Raw genomic sequence first — 21,196 nt, 5'->3', positions numbered from 1 at the left:
CCTGGGTATAAGGGTGTCCTCTAGGGCGTTTCATAAACAATGAATAATACGGAAATAGGGATATCTCAGAAGTAACAGCTCCACGAACATTTACAAAATACAGAGGTTACATCACGAATTAACTTCTAAATTTTGTAGTCGAAGGTGACTGTTACTTTGCTTTTGAGACATCCCTTTATCATGATTAAGTTTCTATATCATTGGCTGGGTTTGCTTCTACTGCAATTTGATAAGCTTCGAGAATTGCCTCGCGCTCATTCTCATCAGTAATTCCAATTAAGTATTGCTCATCTTCCTCATCTTCAACCCGCATAAGAACAGTCTCATTGTTAGAAGATAATAGGGCATATGATTGGTCATCCATATCAAATAATGCTTCGACTGAGTATTTGAATTCATTACCGCTTTGATCTTGAACAGTAATTTGATCACGTAATGGATTATCCTGATTTCTCATTATTAATCTCTACCTTCAAAATGGTTGCCGATTTTTGAAATAGTGATTCTTTCCTCACCATTTTTTGGTTGAACAGCATCTTTTCCTTTTTGAGTGTTACGTTTCGATTTTGAACGTTTACCCATAGCTCAAACCCTCCTTGTAAATTAACTTTCGTCGTTATTTTGACCGTAATATGATAAATTATGTCTAAGATTATAGATAGGAAAGGGTGTTGAGTATGAAAAATAATGGAAAGTCTCGTTTTGAACGTAAGCGTCGAATACAATGGTGGATATTCATTGTCCCTTTTTTGGCATTAGTATGGCTTATTGTTCATTTCTTTCCTATTGCAGAACGTAAAGCAAAACCATTTTTTAAAAAGGACCGACCGTTGGTTATTGCCCATCGAGGGGGTGCGGGGTTAGCTCCGGAAAATACATTGGCTGCTTTTGAAAATGCAAAGAAATTAGGGGCAGATGCAATCGAATTTGATATTCATATGACAAAGGATGGACATTTAGTGGTGATTCATGACCCTACTGTTGATCGAACAACGAATGGAACGGGGCGAGTAGAGGAATTAACCTTTAAGGAACTCCGAGAGTTAGATGCAGGACACAACTTTAAAGGAGAAGACGGAACATACAGCTTCCGAAATCAAGGAGTGAATATTCCTACTGTAGAGGAAGTGTTTGATCAATTTTCTACAATGAAAATGGTTATAGAAATTAAAGATACGAATTCGTCTGCATTTATTCCATCAATTGCACAGAATTTATGGACATTGATTCAAGAGTATGATCTTAGTGAGCAGGTAATTATTGGTTCTTTTGATCAGAGAATTATTAACACATTTGTTACGATTAGCAATGGGGAAGTGGCCGTCAGCAGTGGCAGAAGTGAAGTGGCAAGTCTTGTTTTTTCTCAGAAGTTTTACTTGAATGGTTTGTATGCACCTTCTGTAGATGCGTTCCAAATCCCTGCGAAAGTAAGCATTCTTAATCTTGCTGATACAAAACTCATTAATGCTGCAAAACGCAGAGGAATGGATATACACTATTGGACAATTAATGAGAAAACATTAATGAGAGAGTTACTGGATAAGGGAGCAAACGGTATTATTACTGATTATCCTAATTTGTTACTTGAAGTATTACATGAAGAAAAAGGGTAATTCTTTATTATATGACAATTGGACTAAACTGATATGTAGATAAAAAACTAAGCTTGTAGTCGTAAAAGGGTGCAACTTACATAAGATAGAGATGTATAGTTAGATGAAGGGGGTTATGTTTATTTATAATCAATGGTTTCCTCCAAATTTCTATTACATGAACAGACCAATAGTTTACCCATTGTCAAACTTTTCCGGACAATGTTTTTCACAACATCAACATTGTACACAAAGTTATGTCAGTTGCAGTCCAAGGATGATCTGGAGACAACAACTACCACCTGTTGATCCAGCTATCTTTATGGGATCTGCTACAATTTGTCAGTCATTATTGGGAGATGCAAGTCGTATAGTCAACAATATTTCAGGCAATGAAAGCTTTGCCCTTGAAGTAATGGAAGCTGCCCGTCGATCGGATACAGCGGAACTGAATCGGTTAATTGCAAATACTGGTGTATCAAGGCAAGTTGAAAAGGTCGTTAATCCTGATATGCTTCGGCTAGAGATATCTGAGGAAAATAATCCCCATATGAGCAGTATAACGATTTCACTTCGTTGGCAAGTCCCACCTTATGTTTGAAAAAGAAAGGGAATGTCTCAAATTAAAGTAACAGTCACCTCGAATACAAAATATAGAAGTTGATCCATGATGTAACCTCTTTATTTTGGATACGTTCGAGGAGAGCTGTAACTTATAAGACATCCCCTTTCTTTTTATTTTGGAATTGTCATTTCTACAACGGTTCCAGTCCCAGGTGTTGAGGAAATGGAAAATTCACCACCGATACCTCGTGCTCTTTCTTCCATACTGAATAATCCGACACCTTTTGTATTACTTTGACGAATAAATCCTTTTCCTTTATCAATAATTGATACATCAACTGTAGTTTCTGATTCTAATAACGTTACCTTAGCTTCTGATACACCAGCATACTTTCCGATATTCTTCAGAGCTTCTTGAATGACTCGATAAATCGTTGTTTCTTTTTGTATATCAAGTCTTTTTTTCATGTTACATTCAAATTCAACCTCAATTCCATAGTGTTGCGAGAAATTCTCAATATAACGCCGAATAGCTGGAACGACTCCAAGGTCATCTAAGACAGAAGGGCGGAGTTCCCATGCTAATCCACGAACATCCTCAATGATAAATGTGACCTCTTCACGCAATTTCTCTAACGCATCAATGCTATGGTTATTGATGAGTTGATCCATTTGAATTAGTAATGAGAATAAACTTTGACCGATACCGTCATGGAGCTCGCGTGAAAAGCGTTTACGTTCTTCTTCCTGAATCATAATGACGCGATTCATCATCACCTTTAGCTCTTCTTCTACCTTCTTTAATTGTGTTACTTCATTGCGGATTGCAAGGTATTGGTAAGGTTTACCGTGTTCATCTATGAAAGGAACAATGGTCGTATTCACCCAGTAATACGATCCGTCTTTTGCTTTATTTTTAATTTCCCCATGCCATACTTTACCAGACGAGATCGTCGACCATAGATCCTTCATAAATTCTTTATTATGATATTCAGCATTGATAATGCGATGATCTTGCCCAATAAGTTCTTCACGTGAATATTTGGAGATCTCACAAAACTTATCATTTACATATTGAATCCGTCCACGATGATCTGTTACAGCTACAATTGACGATTCATCTAAAGCAAACTTCAGATCCGTAAGTTCTTTTAATGATTTTTTTAAGTTATTGCGAAACTGGGAATCATTTATCTTTTCGTCTAGTTGATTCAAGAGATCTGTCTCATTTAAGCCAAACATATTCGATTGAATCGTAGAGCGATTATTAATCAAAGTTAAGCAGCCCCTTTTTTAAAGCGTATCTTACTAACTCAGGTCGTGTTTTTAATCCGAGCTTTTCCATTAGATTACTTTTATGTGATTCAACGGTCTTCACACTAATCACTAAGCTCTCAGCAATTTCTTTGTTTGAAAACCCTTTTGCGACTAATTCAAGTACTTGTTTTTCTCGATCGGATAGAGATTCAAAAGAGCTCGATTCTCCACCATTTTTTAGTTTATCCATGTATTCACTCATCAGCTTTTTAGTTGCAGTTGGATTTAAATATGCGTTACCAGTTGATACACTAATAATAGCTGAAAGCAATTCCTCATGTGGCGCACTTTTTAAAATATATCCAGATGCACCGACATGAATGGCACGAAATAGGTATTCTTCATCATCATGCATCGTAAGAATTAAAATAGCCGTTTCAGGCAAAAGTTTCTTAAGTTCTTCCGTCGCAGTTAATCCATTCTTCCCGTGAGGCATACTTAGGTCCATTAATACAACATCAGGATGTAGCTCTAATGCTTTTTTGATAGCTTCATCGCCTTCTGAGGCTTCCCCAATTACTTCCATTTGGTTTTTACCATTAAGTAGTGTCTTAAGTCCAGAGCGGACTACGACATGGTCATCGACAACAAGTATTTTAATCATTGGTTATTTCTCCCTTCGACCGTAGCCCTTATAGTGTGATTTTTATCACACTTTTTAAATATACTATAATAATATAAAAAAAAATGAATCCTATCAATGAAAGATTCATTCTTTAGTGTGTGTAAATATTTTCTTTTTCATGAGTGAGCCGATATACTCTGATGTTTCCATGAGAATATCGATATCATTTTCAGTATATTCACGATCAGAACGATGACCAACAAGAAGAACGGCACTAATTTTATTGTTAACCATAACAGGTACGGCTACGACAGAACATAGCTCTTCTGCCAGCATAATCGGGGAATTAAGACGCTGATTGTCTAAATCAGGAACATTCTTATCTATGACGATAGTATGTCCAAAGCGAATAACTTTCCCTGCTATCCCTACGCCGGGTTTAAGCATCATTTTCTTATATCGCTCATTTTTATTACCGGAAACAAAGATCCAGCGGATTTCACGTTTTACTTTATCGAAACTGGCCAAAGCTGAAAAATCACTAGAAGTTTGATTCCTTAGGGAAGTCAATGTAGTTTCGAATTCTGTTCCCATTTATACTCTCTCCCCTCGGTTATCTTCTAGATTTATTGTAAATGAAATTCCTCTCTCTGTAACTCAGTGAATTCCCTGATTCTATGTTTAAGAGATTGCAAAAATGTGAACAAATGTCAAAGTTTAACTAGGAAAAGTAGAAAAAGGAGAATTCATATTCTTAATAGAAAGAATAAAGATAATAAAGTCGAAAAAAGCATCGGAATGACTCGAAAATTTTACAAAATTGTCAAATACAACGAACAATAAGCAACAACGATGTATTACTATGAATATACAAATATTCTATTTTCTTCACCAATAAACATAGTCAATAATATTAATGAAGGAAGAAAGAGATGGAACATACAAAAAATAATATACATACCTTTTTGAAGCAAAATGGTTTTCTAATTGTTATTCCTTTACTTACAGTTCTTACTGCTATCGTTTTCAGTGATCTTCTTTATTCAATAATTAAAGACGATAATTATGTAGTTACCCATCTAATATTGGAATTTTTTATTATTATCGTTTCGGCAACAATTGCTCTTCAAGCATGGATGATTTTTCCGCATACATTATCGAATCATCGATTGTGGTTAGGAGGGCTATTTTCGACAATCACGTTTATTGAAATCTTTCATGCTATTTTACCTATAAAGGGATGCCATTCTTCTTTGTGGATAGCTCATCGTATCATGCGACTTGGTTTTATATGTCAAATCGACTGATCTTAGCGTTTGCACTGCTAATCATCGTGATCATAAAGGAAAGGCAAGTTTCTCAACAAAGCCGCTGGCTCGTATATGGTTTAGGGTTACTAATGGCAAGTATATGGGTATTCATTATATACTTCCCTGGGAATATGCTGCCACAGCTTGTTATCGATGGTGTAGGGACAACAGCATTAAAGAATAATCTTCAATATTTTGCTCTAACCATTCAATTTATTGTAATTCTTTTTATTCTTTTTAAACATAAGGCAAAAAGCACCTTTCATATCCTGATTCTTGTTGCATCGATTTATACAATTTGCAGTGATTTAATGTTTACTCTCTATATCACTGTTTATGGTATCGAAAATTTTCTTGGTCATATTTTTCAATTGGCTGGCTTTTATTTTTTATTAAGAGCACTTTATTATACTTCTGTAGAGGAACCTTTTCAAAAACAAAAGGAAGCAGAGGGAAATTTAAAGCAGAGCGAACAGTTTCTTCAAACAGTAACATCTCATATGGGGGAGGGGTTAATGGTGTTAGACTCTAATGGGATGCTAAAGTTTATGAATCGTGAAGCTGAGAGGATTCTTCAATGGTCAAATGAGGAGTTACAAGGAAAATTCATACATAATTATATCCATTATCTACATAAAGATGGATCGGTCAAAACAAATTCAAAATGTAACATTTTGAATGCTATGGAAATGAATGAGGCCATTTTTCGAACAACGGAGGATTATTTCACAAAAAAAGATAAATCGGTTTTCCCTGTTTCATATGTGATTACCCCTTATCAAGAACTTGGGAAAGTAACCGGATCAATCATTGTATTTCAGGACATTAGTCAACAGAAGAAAGACAAACAGCTGATCGAATATATGGCATATTATGATGAATTAACGGGACTTCCGAACCGACGTTATTTTAAAGAAAGGTTGCGTGACCAGCTTCAACAGCATTCTGATGAAAAAGTAGCTGTATTATTACTCGATATTGAGCGCTTTACAAACATTAATGAGTCATTAGGTTATAATTTTGGAGATAAATTATTACAAGCTTTAACAGAGAAACTTCGAACATCATTACCACCTTCAATGATCTTAGCAAGATTAAGTGGAGATGAATTTACTCTGTGTATACCCTCTGTAGAATCAATTAAAGTTGTAACTGATGTTTGCCAACACATTCAAAATATTTTACAAGAACCAATACAAGTTCAACATCTGCAATTGAAAGTATCTGTAAATATTGGAATCGCTATGTATCCAGATCATGGTGAAACTGATGATGAGTTGTTGAAAAATGCCAATAACGCAATGGTCCAGGCAAAAGAGAATGTGGACCGGTACAAGGTATATAATTCAGCAATGGCTAAAGAACTGTTAACTCAATTAGTTTTAGAAAATGATTTACATCAGGCGGTAAGTAACGGGGAACTGTTCCTGCAATACCAACCGCAAATAAATGTAGAAACTGGTGAAATTTTCGCGGTGGAAGCTTTAGTTCGATGGAATCACCCGATACGTGGTTTTATTTCACCGGCGCAGTTCATACCAATGGCTGAAAAAAATGGTCTCATCATTCCAATTGGCGAGTGGGTGTTAAGGACGGCTTGTAAACAAGTAAAACAATGGCATCATGAAGGCTTTTCAGAGCTTGGCATTTCAGTAAATTTGTCAACACGCCAATTTTATCAGGATAATTTGATTAATGTTGTTGAAGAAGTATTAGAGGAAAATGAATTGCTGCCATCCTATTTAGAATTGGAAATTACTGAGAGTATGGCGATGATGAACATTGAACATTCGATGGAAATTCTTCAGCAGTTGAAAAAACTAGGTGTTCGAATTGCGATTGATGATTTTGGTACAGGTTATTCCTCACTAAATTATTTAAAGCACCTTCCATTCGACAGGCTGAAAATTGATCAGTCGTTTGTTCGTGAATTAAGCATTGATAAACAAGGGGATGCAACAATTGTTTCGATGATTGTTTCAATGGCCCATCATTTAAAAATGGATGTGATTGCAGAAGGAGTCGAAAATGTAGAACAGCTCGATTTTCTCAGGCAAAAGAGATGCACGAAAGTACAGGGTTATCTATTTAGTAAGCCGCTTGCACCAGAACAGCTAACAGCTTCATTTTATTCTTTAAAAGAAGGTGTGAAATCATTAATTCACTAACTTTCTAGAAAGATATTCAGCTTTAACGATCTACAAAAGCCTTCGAGGCCAGGGTAAATGGTTTCATGAGTAATATTCATTTGCCTTAATTTAAACCAATAGTCTTGAAGGTCTTCTGTATGAAAAATTAGCTTATACATCACATCTTTGCCATTTAGCTTCCCATCAACAATGTTATATACATGTAAGATTTGTTCTAGTGTTTTATTAATCACACTAGGGACTAAAAATAACCCTTGTTGAATTCGTAACCGTTCATTTTTTTGATAAGGTTCATAGCGGTAAACGAATAGCTCAGATGGATAATCAGGAGAAAAAACATCCTTTTTTAAATCTAGATACGCACTGCCATACCTTGTTTGATCAAACGATTCTAGTTGTTGTACATTCAGTGCATAGATACAAAAATCATCAACTGCTCCATCTAAAGCAAAGAAGATTGCAATATACGGTGATTTTGTCCAGTCTACTAATCTTGTCGGAGTTCCATAATCCTGCATGACAGATAATGGCTCAAGTCGATATTTCATCCAATCCTTTTGATCGCCATTGATTGGCTCATTAAATTCTAATGAAGAATAGAGATGAGAAGAAGAGTAGAATTCTTTAATCATCTTATCCTCAATTTTTACACATTCAATGTTTTTCGGTTGCTCGTAGTGAGTTTTTATTTCACGATAAAAGGATGATTGCAGTTCCCATACGGAATCTCTTTGACCACGAAACACCCACTCATTATAGTGTAAATTAGAGATCACATCATTAAACTGCTGCCAACTTTCGATATGTATTTCCTTCCACATTATAGATCCTCCGCGTAAATGATTTTATTAGCTAGTATGTAACAAGTGGGCATAAAAAATAAGGAGAGAACAGGATTTGCTGTTCTCTCCTTTTAAAAAGATAAGCAAAATTCGCAGATGTCTAGCTCCATCGCCTAGCCGCTCGAGGTTACTTCGGTCCGTCAAACGTGTCCAAAGGGCGAGACACTTTTTGTCGGCCCTACAGTGAAGCGACTGGTTGTGAAGCTCCCTTGTAGCTTTGCTCCTGCGATTACTCGTCGCATGCCAGCATCGAAGTAATACAAGTAGTGGGCAGGCTGAGCAAGGCGCTTGCGCTTTTCTAAATTACCAAAGATAATCTGTAATTTCTCCTCGAAACCAATTCGTATCGATATTACACGTTTCAGAGTCAAGTCCGTATTGCCAGCCCCAATCAAGGGACCCTTCGGGAGCAGATACATCATATTCAGGGGCATTACTTTTTGTTGTTATCCCAATTTGTGGCTGGTTACTCCATATGACTGTATTTTCTATTATTTCTTCATTTTCTTCTGTAGCTTGAACGAATGCCGTATTTAGCTCACTATCATCCGAAAAGACACCATAGATACCAGATTCATAGGATGAAGCCATGATCGTATCGTGCCATCCTTGAATGAACGCTGTATCAACAGGATACATTGGTTCTATATCAGCAAAAAGTGCCACACCTTCAGGGATTCCGTATTCCTTGGCAAACTGAATTGCTTGCTCAGCTTGGGCCACACCATTTTTATATGTTGTGGCATCTTCAAAGTGATTATAGATTGGCAGGATCATAATGTTATTATTGTGTAAAAGAGTAATTTCTTCATCTGTTAATCCGTAGGAAACGCCTTCCTTATCAACCATATAACGTCCCCAAATTTGTGGCTCACCAAAGTTATCGACAACACATCGGTAAAATTCATCTGTAGTTAAACTGGCAGAATCCACACCCCAAATAAATTCAGTTTAATTACTCTGATTGTTTATTTCGTCTTTTTGTTTGGAATTAGCGCCATTATTATCACCATTATTATTTTCGTTTTCCTGTTTATTGTCGTTGCTGTATTCTGCATCATGATCAATGTTAGTTACTTTTTCAGGTGGTTGATAGTCCTGAATGACGAAAAAGTAAAACGTGGAAAAAACCCCTATATATGTTAGTATTAGAATCCAAAATTGTATAGATCGATCTAACATATGCCTAGTCCCCCTAGTTTTTTGTCATCGCTATATCCTATTGGGGGAGATGGGTTACCGTGTAGGCGATTGCATAGGGTAGTTCGCTATTGGGCATTTATTAAAATAAAACATTAACTGAACGAAATAAAAAAGTGGATTGGGCGTATCCAATCCACTTCTCTGCAATCGTATTTAGTTTAATTTTGAATTATGTCTTTTTGGGATGAGATTTTTTTCTTTCAATTTTTAAAGATTTTAATAACGAAAAACACATGATGATCAATATTACAGTAAAGGGTAACGCTGAAATGAGCGAGGCTGTCTGTAAGCCTTCAAGTCCGCTACTTAGGAGGAGAATAGCAGCGATTGCAGCCATTAACACCCCCCAAACGATTTTTACGAAGATGGGAGGATTAATGTTCCCATCAGTAGTTAACATACCAAGAACAAATGTCGCTGAATCTGCTGAAGTAATTAGAAATGTAAGGATTAAAAAAATAGATAACAGTGATAGCAATAACTTGAATGGCAACTGTTCAAATGTGACAAAGAGGGCGCTTGTAATATCATTGTCAACGGCAAGCGCAATATTTGTTTGTTGAAAAAGATCAAAATTTACAGCTGCACCTCCAAATACAGCGATCCAAATTATTGCAATAAGTGGAGGAATGATGAGCACTCCTAAAACAAATTCTCTTATTGTTCGTCCGCGGGAAACACGGGCAATAAATGCTCCAACGAAAGGAGACCAAGCTATTGCCCAAGCCCAATAGAAGATCGTCCAATCTCGTACCCATGTTCCACCGTGGTACGGCTGAAGACGTAAGCTCATTTCGACAAACCTTTGTAAATAATCACCTAGTCCCAAAGTAAAACTATTTAGCATAAAAACAGAAGGGCCAGTAATAAAAACAAACAATAACAAGACTAGAGCTAGCCCTAAGTTAAGATTACTTAAATATTTTATCCCGCGATTGAGGCCAGTTGAGGACGACGTTAAATAAAGAGCTAACAAAATGAGTATGATGACTAATTGAACCATTGTTGATTGCGGCAAGTTAAATACTGATTGAAGACCTCCATTTATTTGTAAGATCCCCAATCCCAATGAAGTTGCTACCCCCATAACAGTAGCAATGACTGCTAATATATCAATTGTACTACGTAAGACCTTTTTATTTTCTTTCCCAATAAGAGGATTTAATGTTGTTGATATTAATGCACTATCCTTTTTCCGAAATTGAAAATAACCAATGGCTAAACCAACAATGGCAAAGACTGACCACTGACTTACCCCCCAATGGAAAAAGGAGTATCTCATTGCTACGCGTGCAGCATCTGGTGTTAGTGGCTCGACTCCTGAAGTAGGAGGAGTCAAGAAATGGCTCATCGGTTCAGCGATACCCCAAAACACTAAACCAACCCCGAAGCCCGCACTGAACAACATTCCAACCCAAGTAAAAAAAGGGAAATCAGGCTTATCTTCATCACTTCCTAATTTTATTCGGCCATATTTACTAATCGCTAAAAACAAGCAAAAAATCACAAAGAAAAAGACTGAAATAAGGTAAAACCAACCAAAAGCATATGTAGTAAAATCAAGACCACGGCTCGCCACATCAGCAAAACGTAATGGGAATACAGCACCTATAATAACGAGAACCAAAATAAATAGAGCTGAGATCCAAAATACATTGTTCATACGTCGCAGATTCATAAAATTCCCACCTTATTTTTCAATTGCTATTTATTTTTTGTAATTTATCTTTCTATATGCAATAACGCAGGTTTTTCTTTTATAGGGATCTTTTTTTATTTGTGTACAATTGGTAAACACTAGCAATGTTTTTGGTAATTCAGTACAATTAAATTGAAAAGAAGAACGATTTTTTCCTCGAAGGGAGTTTATAAAATGGGAATTGAATTTAAAAAAAATGAAGAATGGTTTACCTTTTTTGATGGGGAAGGAAAAACAATCGAAAGAAAAACTGAAATTCGCTTTGACCCATTAACCGGCGATTCATCAAGACTAGTCTTTGACCCTGGCATGACTTTTACTGCCCCAGACTATAGTAAAGAAGCAGAAAAAACAGGTGGAAAGAATTGCCCGTTTTGTTCCGAAAATGTCTTAAAGATGACACCTGTGTTTCCAAAAGAAGTGGCAGAAGATGGCCGTATTACGGTAGGAGAAGCAATATTGTTTCCTAATCTATTTCCATACAGCAAACATAACGGGGTAGTTATCTTTTCAGATGCTCACTACGTACGCTTGGAGCAATTTACTGAAACGATGATGAAAGATGCTTTCATGGCAGCTCAAACGTATATTCAACGTGTCATGGAACAGGATGAAAAAGCAAAATATGCTTCAATTAACTGGAATTATCTACCTTACTCTGGTGGAAGTATTCTTCATCCGCATATGCATATCATTATTTCTGAAACGCCAACAACATATCAGCACCGTGTCAAAACATTAGTAAACGATTACATAGAAAAACACGGATCGAGCTATTTTGTAGATTTATGTAATAAAGAAAAAGAACTGGGTGACAGATGGATTGGAGAGAAGGGGAATGTAGCTTGGATGCATGCATTTGCACCAAAAACACATAATGACTTCCTTACAGTTCTTCCAAACATCACTTCACTAGAGCAAATTAGTGAACAGGATTGGATCGATTTTGCTAGAAGCTTAAAAGCAATCTTCGCTACTATGTCAGAGCAAGGGTTGGCAAGTTTTAATATGCTCTTAAATGTTTCAAAAACAGATGGAAAACAGCCAATACATGGACAACTTATACCGCGTCTTACTATTGGGCAATTAGGAACAAGTGATATTAATTATTTCCAATCGTTACATCAAGAAGCACTTTCGTATAAAATACCAGAAGAAATTGCGAAGAAGGCTCGCGAACAATTTAACAAACAATAAAGCAGAAAAAAGGTGAGGATGTCTCAAAAGACATCCTCATTAAAATTGGCATTCGTATGTAATATTCTCCATAAGACTAGATCCTAATGAGATCTATTAAATATGTCACCTCTGTTGGCTTACTTACTCTTTTATAAAATGTGTTGATTTTATCGCTTTTTTCGCTCGGGAGTAACTATAAAATCCAATAATCAAAAAAAGTGCTCCTACAGGAAGTAGAGAGTAACCTGTTAATACTAATTTTTGGCTTTCAAAAAATTGAATTAGAGATGCAGATGCTGCAAAAAAAGCCAACGATGTACGAATATAAGCCAATAGTGTTCGTTCATTTGCAAGTTTCGACTGTTCTATTGTTAATTTTGATCGTTGCATGGAGAACAAATCACTTGGAGTCATCCCATTCTCAACAGGTGGGTTTCCGCTTTTATAGTCAGATTCAAGAGGAACATTTTGATTCGTTTTCTCGGTTTGGTGAATCGTTTTCTGAATTTGCAGAACTTCTTGAATCGCATGTTGTAATAGTTCTTGATCTCGTTTCATCAGAAAAACTATACCCTCCTTACGTTCATGCCCTGTACCTTACTTTGTTAATAATTAGGATGTGAAGAACTTGTAAGGATATTACACCGAAGTAAAGTTTTTTAAATTAAATTGCTTATCAAAAGATGTTGTCCAGATTACACCAAGTGTACTCCAAATAGGGGAACATTGGGCTCGTCTTGTAGGCATGCCAAATGGACCAATCTATGGGGTTGAGCAAGGAAAGCTTGTTTTCATTGAACAAATGCCAGCCAAATAATTTTTTGTTAAAGGTGAGAGTTTAGTAGATTTGGATGGAATGAGAGGTTTACCTTCTCCTTTGATCAATCATACGAATATCGAGTTTCTACCTGAAGGACATGAGGGATTTGAAGTTCCTCACTATGATATCCATCATTATTTTGTAACGCCAAGTGAACGTGACGCGATTGAAGGTGACCCAATCTTTCATGGCGCACATTAATTGGCATTAGGGACCGTTTTTCAGGAAATAGAAATAGCCCTCTACTATCTATGCACTTGCTGTAAAGCAGTGCTTTTTTGTTTGTAGAGAAGATTTCAGGGTACGCTAAAACTGTAAAAACGGACGTAAACCTTTAAATAGTAAATGATGAAATAATATAAGGAAAAGGAGATGTGTAGTGTTGCAATCATACCTAGAAGAAGACCGCCATTCAGCCGATTACAACTGGCTCATCCAATCAAAAAGTCCCTACTTAAAACAACATGAAACTAACCCGGTCAATTGGCTCGAATGGTCACCGGAAGCATTTGAGAAAGCAAAACGGGAAGGAAAGCCGGTATTTTTATCAATCGGCTATAGTACTTGTCCTTTGAGTCAAGACATGACTCAAGAATGCTTTGAAGTTGATGAGATCGCAACAATACTAAATGAAAAATTTATTTGTATAAAAGTAGACCGTGATGAACGTCCAGAAATTAGTTCAAAATATATGACGTTATTTAAAAAGATGTCAGGACAAGATAAATGGCCGTTAAGTGTTTTTTTGACACCTGACCAAGAGGTGTTCTATGCAGGTACTTATTTTCCGAAAGAAGGTAATGATGGGCAACCAGGGTTTATTGATACCATTATCCAGTTATATGAACAATACAAAGCGGACCCGGGAAATAATAAAAAGTAATTGTTTAATGTGTAAAGAATGGTACGCAGCCATTCTTTTTTTACTTGTATATAATTGAACAGTTTTTTTAAAACTAATAAGAGAGGTGATACTTGTGAGTAGAGGTGTGTTTACAGCATTATTAGCAATAATACTGGCGCAGTTTTTAAAAATACCATTAAAACAACGGGAAACGAAACAATGGAAATGGCAAACTTTTTTTGAATCGGGCGGCATGCCAAGTTCTCATTCGGCTGCTGTGACATCTTTAGCTACATATATTGGTTTAAAGTTAGGGGTTCGGTCCCTAGATTTTGCATTATCAGTCATTTTTGGCTTAATCGTCATGTATGATGCCCAAGGTGTTCGCCGCTATGCCGGAGAAACGTCAGTAAGAGTGAATGAACTTGATGAAAAAGTCGAGGCTTTGGCAGGAGAGAATCCTGGCGTTTATCATGAGAAAAAAGAAAAGGAACTAAAAGAAAAAATTGGTCATCAACCTGAAGAAGTAGCTGGTGGTGCATTACTTGGGTTAACTGTAGGTTTCATGAGCTATTTATTTGATCGTAATAAACGTAGATATTAAATTACTGGCTGCTTAGTGAAATATTGATACTAAGTAGTCTTTTTTATATGCAAAAAATGGATGTAATATCAATAACATGAAACGTTGTATTTTTGAAGTTTTTGTGACATAATTATTACAAAGTTGTGAACGAAATGTGAACATTGAGAATATTGAAGGGAGGAATATGGCATGATATGGGTTGCGAGCCAAATTTGTTTCGGATTACTAACGATTGTTCTGCCATTTTTTATGCTTTTATTTTGGGGATTAAGAAGAAATGCATTATTTAGTAGCTTTTTAGTTGCTGGACTCTCTTTTGCAAGCGTATGTTTTACAATTCAATTGATCTACAATGGTACACATTCAATTATTTTAAATAGCCTGTGCGCTTTCATTTCTATTGTAGGTGGAATCGTAGTTTATAAGATTTATAGATCCGTTTCAAAGGACGTTGCAGTGAATAAAGGTGAGTTTATGACTACTGCATAATTGAATGATTGTAAAGCAGCAGAGCGAATTGTTCTGTTGTTTCTTTTTGGAAAAGGAAGAGAATGGTGAAGTACATATAAAAAACAGGTGCCTCTTTGGATGAGACACCTGTTCTTTTATTCTTATAGGAACGGACTTTCGTGTTTTGCTTTTAGCTTTCTCCAGCGACGTTCTACTTCATCTTCATATTCTTTTAATAAATGAGCATTTTCTTCTTTTAATAGATGCTTTGTTTTACCCATTAATTTCAGCCATTCAGTTACATGAACACGTTTGTTCTTCGCTTCTGGGTCAACAGTGATCGTTGTTTCACCTTGCTCGATTTCATAAAGAGGGAAGAAGCAAGAATCAACGGCAGCTTTAATAATTTTCTCTCCCATACGATCTTCTGATTTCCAGTTTAGTGGACAAGTAATTAATAGCTTACCATATACAGTACCAACGTTTTGGGCATACCATTGAGCTTTTGCTGCTTTTTTCACAAGATCTTGTGGATATGCTTCCGTTGCTGTAAACACATATGGAATGTTTGTTGATGCCATAATTTGTGCTGTATCTTTATGGTGGAACGTTTTCCCTTTTTGTGCTTTCCCAACTCCAGACGTACTTGTCATATGACCAAGTGGAGTAGAGTAAGACATTTGCGAACCAGTATTCATATAACCTTCATTATCATACTCAAGCATGATTAATTTATGGCCGCGAAGAGCAGTACCAATTGCTGAACCCATACCGATATCCATACCACCATCACCTGTAATCATGACAAAAGTGAAATCATCGTCTACTTGAATTTCGCCACGGTCTTTCATTTCAAAGAATGCTTCGACCGTACCTGATAATGTTGCTGGACCACTTTGGAACAGGTTGTGAATAAATGTTTGCTTATGTGAGCTGTGCGGATATCCTGTTGTTGTAACATAAGCACAACCCGTTTGGAATAGAGTAACAACGTCACCTTCAATCCCTTTAAAGAACAATTCAAGTCCAGGGAAGATACCACAGCCTGGACAAGCACCATGTCCAGAAGATAAGCGCTTCGGTTTCGTTGTTAAATTACGAAGTGGTGGAATTTTGACATTTAATTTTCCAGTTTCTTCGTTTTGTGTTACTGTTATTAAACCGGTCTTAAATGCATCACCATGCATAGGTTTGATGACTTTCTCCATTTTAACTTCGGGATTTCCAGGAACATGTCCATAATAATCAAATGGTTTTTCAGCATATCCTTTTTCCATTGCATCAATTGCCATTTGGAAGAATGCTTCTGCATCATCTGCATAGTAGTCTTTACCACCAACACCAAATACGCGGCTTAAAACGATTGTTTTGTTTTCTTTATCATCTTGAAGAGCTGATTTAATTTCGTGAGTTAAGTTAGCGCCATTTGCACCGTATGAGTCTGCACGTTCACCAACAAGGACAGCCTTCACGTTTTTCAGTGCCCTGCGAATATCTTCAGATGGGAACGGGCGAATGATGTTCGGGCTAATAACACCAGCTTTAATTCCTTTTGCACGTAATTTATCAACAACGTCTTTTGAAGATTCTGCTGCAGAGTTTAGTAAGAATAGGGCAACATCTGCATCTTCCATACCGTAAAGATCAAGAGTAGGGTACTCACGTCCAGAAATCTTTGCATATTCTTCTTGAATTTCCTGGAATACTTCTCCTGCACGGTAAAGTGCTTCTGATTGTTGGAAGTTGTTGTTAATTAAGTCGTCACCAGCCATATGCGCTCCAATTGTTACTGGGTTTTCAGGATCACAGGCACGCGGGAAGTTCTTAGGTGCTTCACCAACAAATTGTTGAACAACCTTACGATCTGCGAAGTAATCTACTTTACGCTTTTGGTGTGATGTAAAGAATCCATCATAAGCAACGATTACCGGCAAACGAACTTCGCTGTGTTCAGCAAGCTTAAGAGCCATAATGTTCATATCATATACAGCTTGAGGTGTGCGAGCAGTTAGGATAACCCAACCTGTATTTAGTCCGTAGTAAAGGTCTGAGTGATCACCGCGAATATCTAAAGGACCACTTACTGCACGAGTAACAAGGTTCATTACCATTGGAAAGCGAGTTCCAGATTGAACAGGTAATTGTTCGATCATATATAGGAAACCATTCGCACTCGTTGCGTTAAATACACGAGCACCCGTAACAGCAGCACCGTAACAGATTCCTGCAGATCCATGCTCACCATCAGCCGGGATTAATTTAATATCATGTTCCCCGCGAGCTTTCATTTGGTCTAAATATTGCGCAACCTCAGTTGACGGAGTAATTGGGAAGTATCCCATCACATGATAATTAATTTGAGCCGCTGCCATGGCAGCCATTTCGTTTCCAGATTCAAACGTTGTAATTTGTTCCGGTCTATTTTTAACTGTTAATTTTTCTTCTAAAGTCGCCATTAATTAACCCCTCCTGCTAATAATGGAAATTTTTGTTTAACACTATTGTCATCAGCGTAGCCGATCATTTCACGTAAGTCAGATAATGCTTCAGTTGGACATGCTTCAACACACTTTAAACAGCCTTTGCAATATTGATAGTCAATTCCTTGTAAGAACATTTGTGGACGTCCTTTTTTGTCTTCACCTTGTTCCCAAACGAAGCAAAGATCAGGACAAACCGTATCACAGGCTGCACAGTTAATACATTTATCTTGAGCGAATTCTGGTAGAAATCCTCCGCGAGAACCGCTTAAATCCTTTTGAATACTGTTGGCTTGAGCCGTCATAACACCACCGATTTCTTGTGTTAAATAACCAAGCTTAGGTAATGGACGACTGAATTCTTTGCCTTTTGCTCCTGCTGGAACTTCATATGTTTTAAATTGAACTTCATTAAATCCGCGGTCAAATGTACGAATGTTCGGTTCAACAAATTGCGGATATTTCTTTTCAAATGTTTTTGTAATAACGCTGCGCATTTCATCTGGGTTTAAGAATTCACAGACACGGAATAATGCGCCTAACATTGCTGTGTTTACTTTTGTTTTTTCTTCAACCGCAATTTTTAGGGCGTCAACAACAGCAAGTGTACCGTACTCTAAACCTAAATCATTTTTTATGTCATCAAAGTTACGAGTTGAATTGACTAGAATAATTCCATCAGAATGTAAGCCACTTACAACATCAACAGTTTTATATAATGCTTCATGGAAAACACCGACTACATGTGGTTGTTCAATTGGACTATGGTCACGGATTTCTACGTCCGGATCACAGAAGCGAACGAAGCTTTTTACAGGTGACCCTTTTTTCTCAGAGCCGTATGATGAGAAGTTTGAGCCGTTTAAACCATGACCAAGAACTCCAGATTCTGCAAGCATTTTCCCAGCCAGGTTAGCTCCTAATCCCCCAATAGATTCTAAACGAATTTCAAAAAATCCTAAATCATTCTTTTTAGGTAAAATAGACATGATATCCCCCTCCGATTAAAAAAACAATCTAAAAAACAAATAATCAATATGTCGTCATTATATGAAAAATACATTGCTTATGATGTGATAAATATCACACTTGTGGTGAAAGTTGGTAATTTATATTACTGATACACATTATATAATATTCTGAAAACGTTGTTAAATAGCTATTTTGTGAACTTTTTAGTTATAATACAGAATACTTCATGTTATAGAACAGTTTATATAAACAATTCTGAATATTTAGATTTTTATATATGAAAGCGTTAAGACTTGTATAAATATAGAGGGAAATATCATAATATGTAAATTGGTATCTATTTATGTTTCGAGTGCAAAGGAGGGGTCGACAATGTATGATAATATTCTTGGTAAAGCTGAACTGTTTGTGAAAGAACAATTAGAAGGTGATTCAAGTGGACATGATTGGTGGCATATTTACCGTGTGACAAAATTAGCAACTACCATTGCCCAAAAAGAAGGAGCAAATCAATACATTTGTACATTAGCAGCATTGCTGCATGATGTTGCCGATGAAAAGCTTAATGAAAGTGAAGAGGCTGGTTTGAAGAAGGTATCCAATTGGTTAATGGAAAATGGTGTAGCAGAAGAGGATCATGACGTTATAATGGAAATAATTGAAATGATTTCATTTAAAGGTGGGAATCAAAGCGCAATGAGGACACTTGAGGGTAAGGTTGTTCAAGATGCGGATCGCCTTGATGCGATTGGTGCAATTGGTGCCGCGAGGACGTTTGCCTATGCTGGTTGGAAGGGACAACCAATGTATGATCCGGAAATTATACCTCGTCAGAAGATGACGAAGGAGGAATATCGTACAGGGAAAAGTACGGCAATCAATCACTTTTATGAAAAATTATTTACATTAAAAGAGACGATGAATACGGATTATGCAAAACAGCTTGCAGAAGAGCGTCATCGGAGAATGGAGCAGTTTGTTGAAGAATTTATGGAGGAATGGGAAGGAAAATCGTAAAGTTAAGTAAATATTAACAAAGGGGGAATTAAAGTTGGAATTACATTTCCTTGGAACAGGTGCTGGTGTACCTTCTACAAAACGAAATGTAAGTGCGATTGCCTTACGTTTTCTACAAAATAATGGAAGGACATGGCTGTTTGACTGTGGTGAAGCAACACAGCAGCAAATCTTACGGTCGCCAATTAAATTAAGTAAAATGGATCGAATTTTTATTACACATTTACATGGAGACCATATATTTGGGTTGCCGGGATTATTGGGAAGCCGCTCATTTCAAGGTGGTGAGTCACCGCTGCATATCTATGGTCCAAAAGGTCTGAAAGATTTTATTACTTGTTCAATTACTGTATCAGGTACGCATATTAAATACTCCTTGCATATTCATGAGATCGAGGAGGGGACGATTATTGATACTGATCATTACACTGTAAAGGCATACAAGTTAGATCATGGTCTTGAAAGCTTTGGCTACCGAATTGTTGAAAGAGACCAACCAGGTCAATTAGATGTAAAAAGACTGCAAGAAATAGGTATTTCTCCTGGACCGATTTATAAACAAATAAAAAACGGAGAAACGATCCATTTAGAAAATGGGCAATGTATAGATGGTAACGATTTTATTGGACAACCTAAGAAAGGAAGGGTTATTGCTATAGCTGGAGATACTCGTCCAACTGAAGCGAGTCATTTATTAGCGCAAAATGCTGATGTATTTGTCCATGAAGCAACGTTTAGCATGGAGGAAGAAGAACTTGCTTATACATACTACCATTCAACAACGAAACAAGCAGCAACGATTGCTTTTGAAGCAAATGCAGCTGCGCTTATACTCACTCATATTAGTGCGAGATATGAAGGAAGAGAAGATCAACTATTGAGTGAAGCGAGAGAGACCTTTCAAAATACGTCGATTGCGAAAGATTATTTTGTATATCCGATTCCCCGCCGCGAAACAAAATAGAATAAAATTGAACAAAAAAAGCCAAATTACCCTTGATCACACTTTTTAGGAGGGATTGGTTTGGCTACTCATGAACAGGTCAATCAACAATTAGAAAAAGTACAACAGGTTGTCAAAATGGCAGAAGAGCAATATAAAAATTCAAAGAGGGTCCAGCAAGGTGATCCAGTTAAGTACAGCGAAGCTCAATTACAGCTAGAAGAAATGAGTCAAGAGTTAGCGAGTGTTCTAAGAAGTGCTACACCAGAGCAGCGTGAGCAACTATTAAGGGCGCAACAACGAATTCATCAAGTGCAAAATGAAATGATTTTAGGAATGTAAATATATGAAAAAAGCGAAGACAATAATTGTCCTCGCTTTTTATTTGGTTAGTTGAGCATATAGTGATTTTTACCAAGTGTAAGCAGAACCTACAATAACTAACAAAATGAACAGCACTACGATTAACACAAATCCTCCACCTTGATATCCTGACATAATCGAATCCCTCCTATAGAATTTGTGGTGTAGAACACCTTACAATAACTAACATATTAATCAAGCTAAAAACTGTGCTGGTAAATCATATAGGCAAAAGTGGATTTCCTGACTAAAAAAGTGAACAACCTTTACATTTTTCAGCATTGCTTGTACGATATACAA

The 21,196-nt window shown here is 36.7% G+C and carries 25 protein-coding genes; 12 read left to right on the top strand and 13 right to left on the bottom strand.

All coding sequences use genetic code 11. The annotated features are described in order from the left end of the window. Positions 1–184: 184 nt before the first annotated feature. Both ACJ2A9_RS09910 and ACJ2A9_RS09905 read right to left on the bottom strand, forming a co-directional pair. Positions 185–457, bottom strand: coding sequence for a DUF1292 domain-containing protein (locus ACJ2A9_RS09910; protein ID WP_441421490.1), 273 nt, complete (start codon positions 455–457; stop codon positions 185–187). Positions 458–459: 2 nt separating this feature from the next. Further along, positions 460–582 carry a hypothetical protein gene (locus ACJ2A9_RS09905; protein ID WP_441421489.1) on the bottom strand — a complete coding sequence of 41 codons (123 nt, stop codon included), beginning with the start codon at positions 580–582 and terminating at the stop codon, positions 460–462. A 95-nt stretch (positions 583–677) separates the two neighbouring features. On the opposite strand from ACJ2A9_RS09905, the gene ACJ2A9_RS09900 reads away from it, so the two are divergent. Both ACJ2A9_RS09900 and ACJ2A9_RS09895 read left to right on the top strand, forming a co-directional pair. Continuing rightward, a complete protein-coding gene (locus ACJ2A9_RS09900) occupies positions 678–1,613 on the top strand; it encodes a glycerophosphodiester phosphodiesterase (protein WP_441421488.1) in 936 nt (311 codons plus the stop codon). A 115-nt stretch (positions 1,614–1,728) separates the two neighbouring features. Beyond that, the gene (locus ACJ2A9_RS09895) at positions 1,729–2,193 is read left to right on the top strand and encodes a hypothetical protein (protein WP_441421487.1); all 465 of its coding nucleotides are present in this window, start codon (positions 1,729–1,731) and stop codon (positions 2,191–2,193) included. A gap of 134 nt (positions 2,194–2,327) precedes the next feature. Here ACJ2A9_RS09895 and ACJ2A9_RS09890 read toward each other — a convergent pair whose 3' ends face one another. From ACJ2A9_RS09890 to ACJ2A9_RS09880, 3 genes are all read right to left on the bottom strand, one after another. Then, entirely contained in the window at positions 2,328–3,398 is a 1,071-nt protein-coding gene (locus ACJ2A9_RS09890) for a PAS domain-containing sensor histidine kinase (RefSeq protein ID WP_441421849.1), read from the bottom strand. Between the two features lie 25 nt (positions 3,399–3,423). Next, positions 3,424–4,077, bottom strand: a complete 654-nt coding sequence (locus ACJ2A9_RS09885) for a response regulator (RefSeq protein ID WP_441421486.1) — start codon at positions 4,075–4,077, stop codon at positions 3,424–3,426. Positions 4,078–4,182: 105 nt separating this feature from the next. Continuing rightward, complete coding sequence (locus tag ACJ2A9_RS09880) at positions 4,183–4,632, bottom strand: GAF domain-containing protein (protein WP_441421485.1); 450 nt, start codon at positions 4,630–4,632, stop codon at positions 4,183–4,185. A gap of 338 nt (positions 4,633–4,970) precedes the next feature. Here ACJ2A9_RS09880 and ACJ2A9_RS09875 point away from each other — a divergent pair, with 338 nt between their 5' ends. Then, on the top strand, positions 4,971–5,345 hold the full coding sequence (locus ACJ2A9_RS09875; RefSeq protein WP_441421484.1) for an MASE3 domain-containing protein: 375 nt from the start codon (positions 4,971–4,973) through the stop codon (positions 5,343–5,345). Next, positions 5,294–7,516: an EAL domain-containing protein gene (locus tag ACJ2A9_RS09870; RefSeq protein ID WP_441421483.1), complete on the top strand. Its 2,223-nt coding sequence runs from the start codon at positions 5,294–5,296 to the stop codon at positions 7,514–7,516. Before ACJ2A9_RS09875 ends, ACJ2A9_RS09870 begins: the two co-directional genes overlap by 52 nt. Here ACJ2A9_RS09870 and ACJ2A9_RS09865 read toward each other — a convergent pair. From ACJ2A9_RS09865 to ACJ2A9_RS09850, 4 genes are all read right to left on the bottom strand, one after another. Beyond that, on the bottom strand, positions 7,513–8,319 hold the full coding sequence (locus ACJ2A9_RS09865; RefSeq protein ID WP_441421482.1) for an FRG domain-containing protein: 807 nt from the start codon (positions 8,317–8,319) through the stop codon (positions 7,513–7,515). The two genes, ACJ2A9_RS09870 and ACJ2A9_RS09865, sit on opposite strands and share 4 nt — an antisense overlap. Positions 8,320–8,643: 324 nt before the next feature. Continuing rightward, positions 8,644–9,273 (bottom strand): glycoside hydrolase domain-containing protein, encoded by a 630-nt coding sequence (locus ACJ2A9_RS09860; RefSeq protein ID WP_441421481.1) that lies wholly within the window; start codon positions 9,271–9,273, stop codon positions 8,644–8,646. An 18-nt stretch (positions 9,274–9,291) separates the two neighbouring features. Continuing rightward, positions 9,292–9,522, bottom strand: coding sequence for a hypothetical protein (locus ACJ2A9_RS09855; protein ID WP_441421480.1), 231 nt, complete (start codon positions 9,520–9,522; stop codon positions 9,292–9,294). A 190-nt stretch (positions 9,523–9,712) separates the two neighbouring features. Then, complete coding sequence (locus ACJ2A9_RS09850) at positions 9,713–11,221, bottom strand: BCCT family transporter (RefSeq protein ID WP_441421479.1); 1,509 nt, start codon at positions 11,219–11,221, stop codon at positions 9,713–9,715. Between the two features lie 195 nt (positions 11,222–11,416). On the opposite strand from ACJ2A9_RS09850, the gene ACJ2A9_RS09845 reads away from it, so the two are divergent. Further along, on the top strand, positions 11,417–12,439 hold the full coding sequence (locus ACJ2A9_RS09845) for a DUF4931 domain-containing protein (RefSeq protein ID WP_441421478.1): 1,023 nt from the start codon (positions 11,417–11,419) through the stop codon (positions 12,437–12,439). 123 nt (positions 12,440–12,562) lie between these two features. On the opposite strand, the gene ACJ2A9_RS09840 is transcribed toward ACJ2A9_RS09845, so the two are convergent. After that, positions 12,563–12,979, bottom strand: coding sequence for a DUF202 domain-containing protein (locus tag ACJ2A9_RS09840; RefSeq protein WP_441421477.1), 417 nt, complete (start codon positions 12,977–12,979; stop codon positions 12,563–12,565). 289 nt (positions 12,980–13,268) lie between these two features. Between ACJ2A9_RS09840 and ACJ2A9_RS09835 the strand changes: the two genes are divergently transcribed. The 4 genes from ACJ2A9_RS09835 to ACJ2A9_RS09820 all read left to right on the top strand — a co-directional run bounded on the left by ACJ2A9_RS09835 (position 13,269) and on the right by ACJ2A9_RS09820 (position 15,160). Beyond that, complete coding sequence (locus ACJ2A9_RS09835) at positions 13,269–13,442, top strand: hypothetical protein (protein WP_441421476.1); 174 nt, start codon at positions 13,269–13,271, stop codon at positions 13,440–13,442. 181 nt (positions 13,443–13,623) lie between these two features. Then, a complete protein-coding gene (locus ACJ2A9_RS09830; RefSeq protein ID WP_441421475.1) occupies positions 13,624–14,124 on the top strand; it encodes a thioredoxin domain-containing protein in 501 nt (166 codons plus the stop codon). 94 nt (positions 14,125–14,218) lie between these two features. After that, the gene (locus ACJ2A9_RS09825) at positions 14,219–14,689 is read left to right on the top strand and encodes a divergent PAP2 family protein (RefSeq protein ID WP_441421474.1); all 471 of its coding nucleotides are present in this window, start codon (positions 14,219–14,221) and stop codon (positions 14,687–14,689) included. Between the two features lie 171 nt (positions 14,690–14,860). Beyond that, positions 14,861–15,160 (top strand): hypothetical protein, encoded by a 300-nt coding sequence (locus ACJ2A9_RS09820; RefSeq protein WP_441421473.1) that lies wholly within the window; start codon positions 14,861–14,863, stop codon positions 15,158–15,160. A 122-nt stretch (positions 15,161–15,282) separates the two neighbouring features. Here ACJ2A9_RS09820 and ACJ2A9_RS09815 read toward each other — a convergent pair whose 3' ends face one another. Then, entirely contained in the window at positions 15,283–17,577 is a 2,295-nt protein-coding gene (locus ACJ2A9_RS09815; protein ID WP_441421472.1) for a thiamine pyrophosphate-dependent enzyme, read from the bottom strand. Then, positions 17,577–18,590 (bottom strand): 2-oxoacid:acceptor oxidoreductase family protein, encoded by a 1,014-nt coding sequence (locus ACJ2A9_RS09810; RefSeq protein WP_441421471.1) that lies wholly within the window; start codon positions 18,588–18,590, stop codon positions 17,577–17,579. The genes ACJ2A9_RS09815 and ACJ2A9_RS09810 overlap by 1 nt, the downstream gene beginning before the upstream one ends. Positions 18,591–18,945: 355 nt before the next feature. Here ACJ2A9_RS09810 and ACJ2A9_RS09805 point away from each other — a divergent pair, with 355 nt between their 5' ends. From ACJ2A9_RS09805 to ACJ2A9_RS09795, 3 genes are read left to right on the top strand one after another with little or no spacing between them, the layout of a single operon-like run. Further along, complete coding sequence (locus ACJ2A9_RS09805; protein WP_441421470.1) at positions 18,946–19,590, top strand: HD domain-containing protein; 645 nt, start codon at positions 18,946–18,948, stop codon at positions 19,588–19,590. A 34-nt stretch (positions 19,591–19,624) separates the two neighbouring features. Then, positions 19,625–20,554: a ribonuclease Z gene (gene rnz / locus ACJ2A9_RS09800; RefSeq protein WP_441421469.1), complete on the top strand. Its 930-nt coding sequence runs from the start codon at positions 19,625–19,627 to the stop codon at positions 20,552–20,554. Between the two features lie 60 nt (positions 20,555–20,614). Continuing rightward, the gene (locus ACJ2A9_RS09795) at positions 20,615–20,875 is read left to right on the top strand and encodes a DUF2524 family protein (RefSeq protein ID WP_441421468.1); all 261 of its coding nucleotides are present in this window, start codon (positions 20,615–20,617) and stop codon (positions 20,873–20,875) included. Between the two features lie 69 nt (positions 20,876–20,944). Here the strand turns inward: ACJ2A9_RS09795 and ACJ2A9_RS09790 are convergent, their stop codons facing one another. After that, positions 20,945–21,031, bottom strand: a complete 87-nt coding sequence (locus ACJ2A9_RS09790; RefSeq protein WP_441421848.1) for a YjcZ family sporulation protein — start codon at positions 21,029–21,031, stop codon at positions 20,945–20,947. Positions 21,032–21,196 lie beyond the last annotated feature (165 nt).

Source organism: Anaerobacillus sp. MEB173 (genome assembly GCF_052119505.1).
In the GTDB taxonomy this organism is placed as follows: domain Bacteria; phylum Bacillota; class Bacilli; order Bacillales; family JBJMAU01; genus JBJMAU01.
The sequence above is the reverse complement of the archived record's forward strand: the minus strand, read 5'-3'. Positions and strand labels throughout refer to the sequence as shown.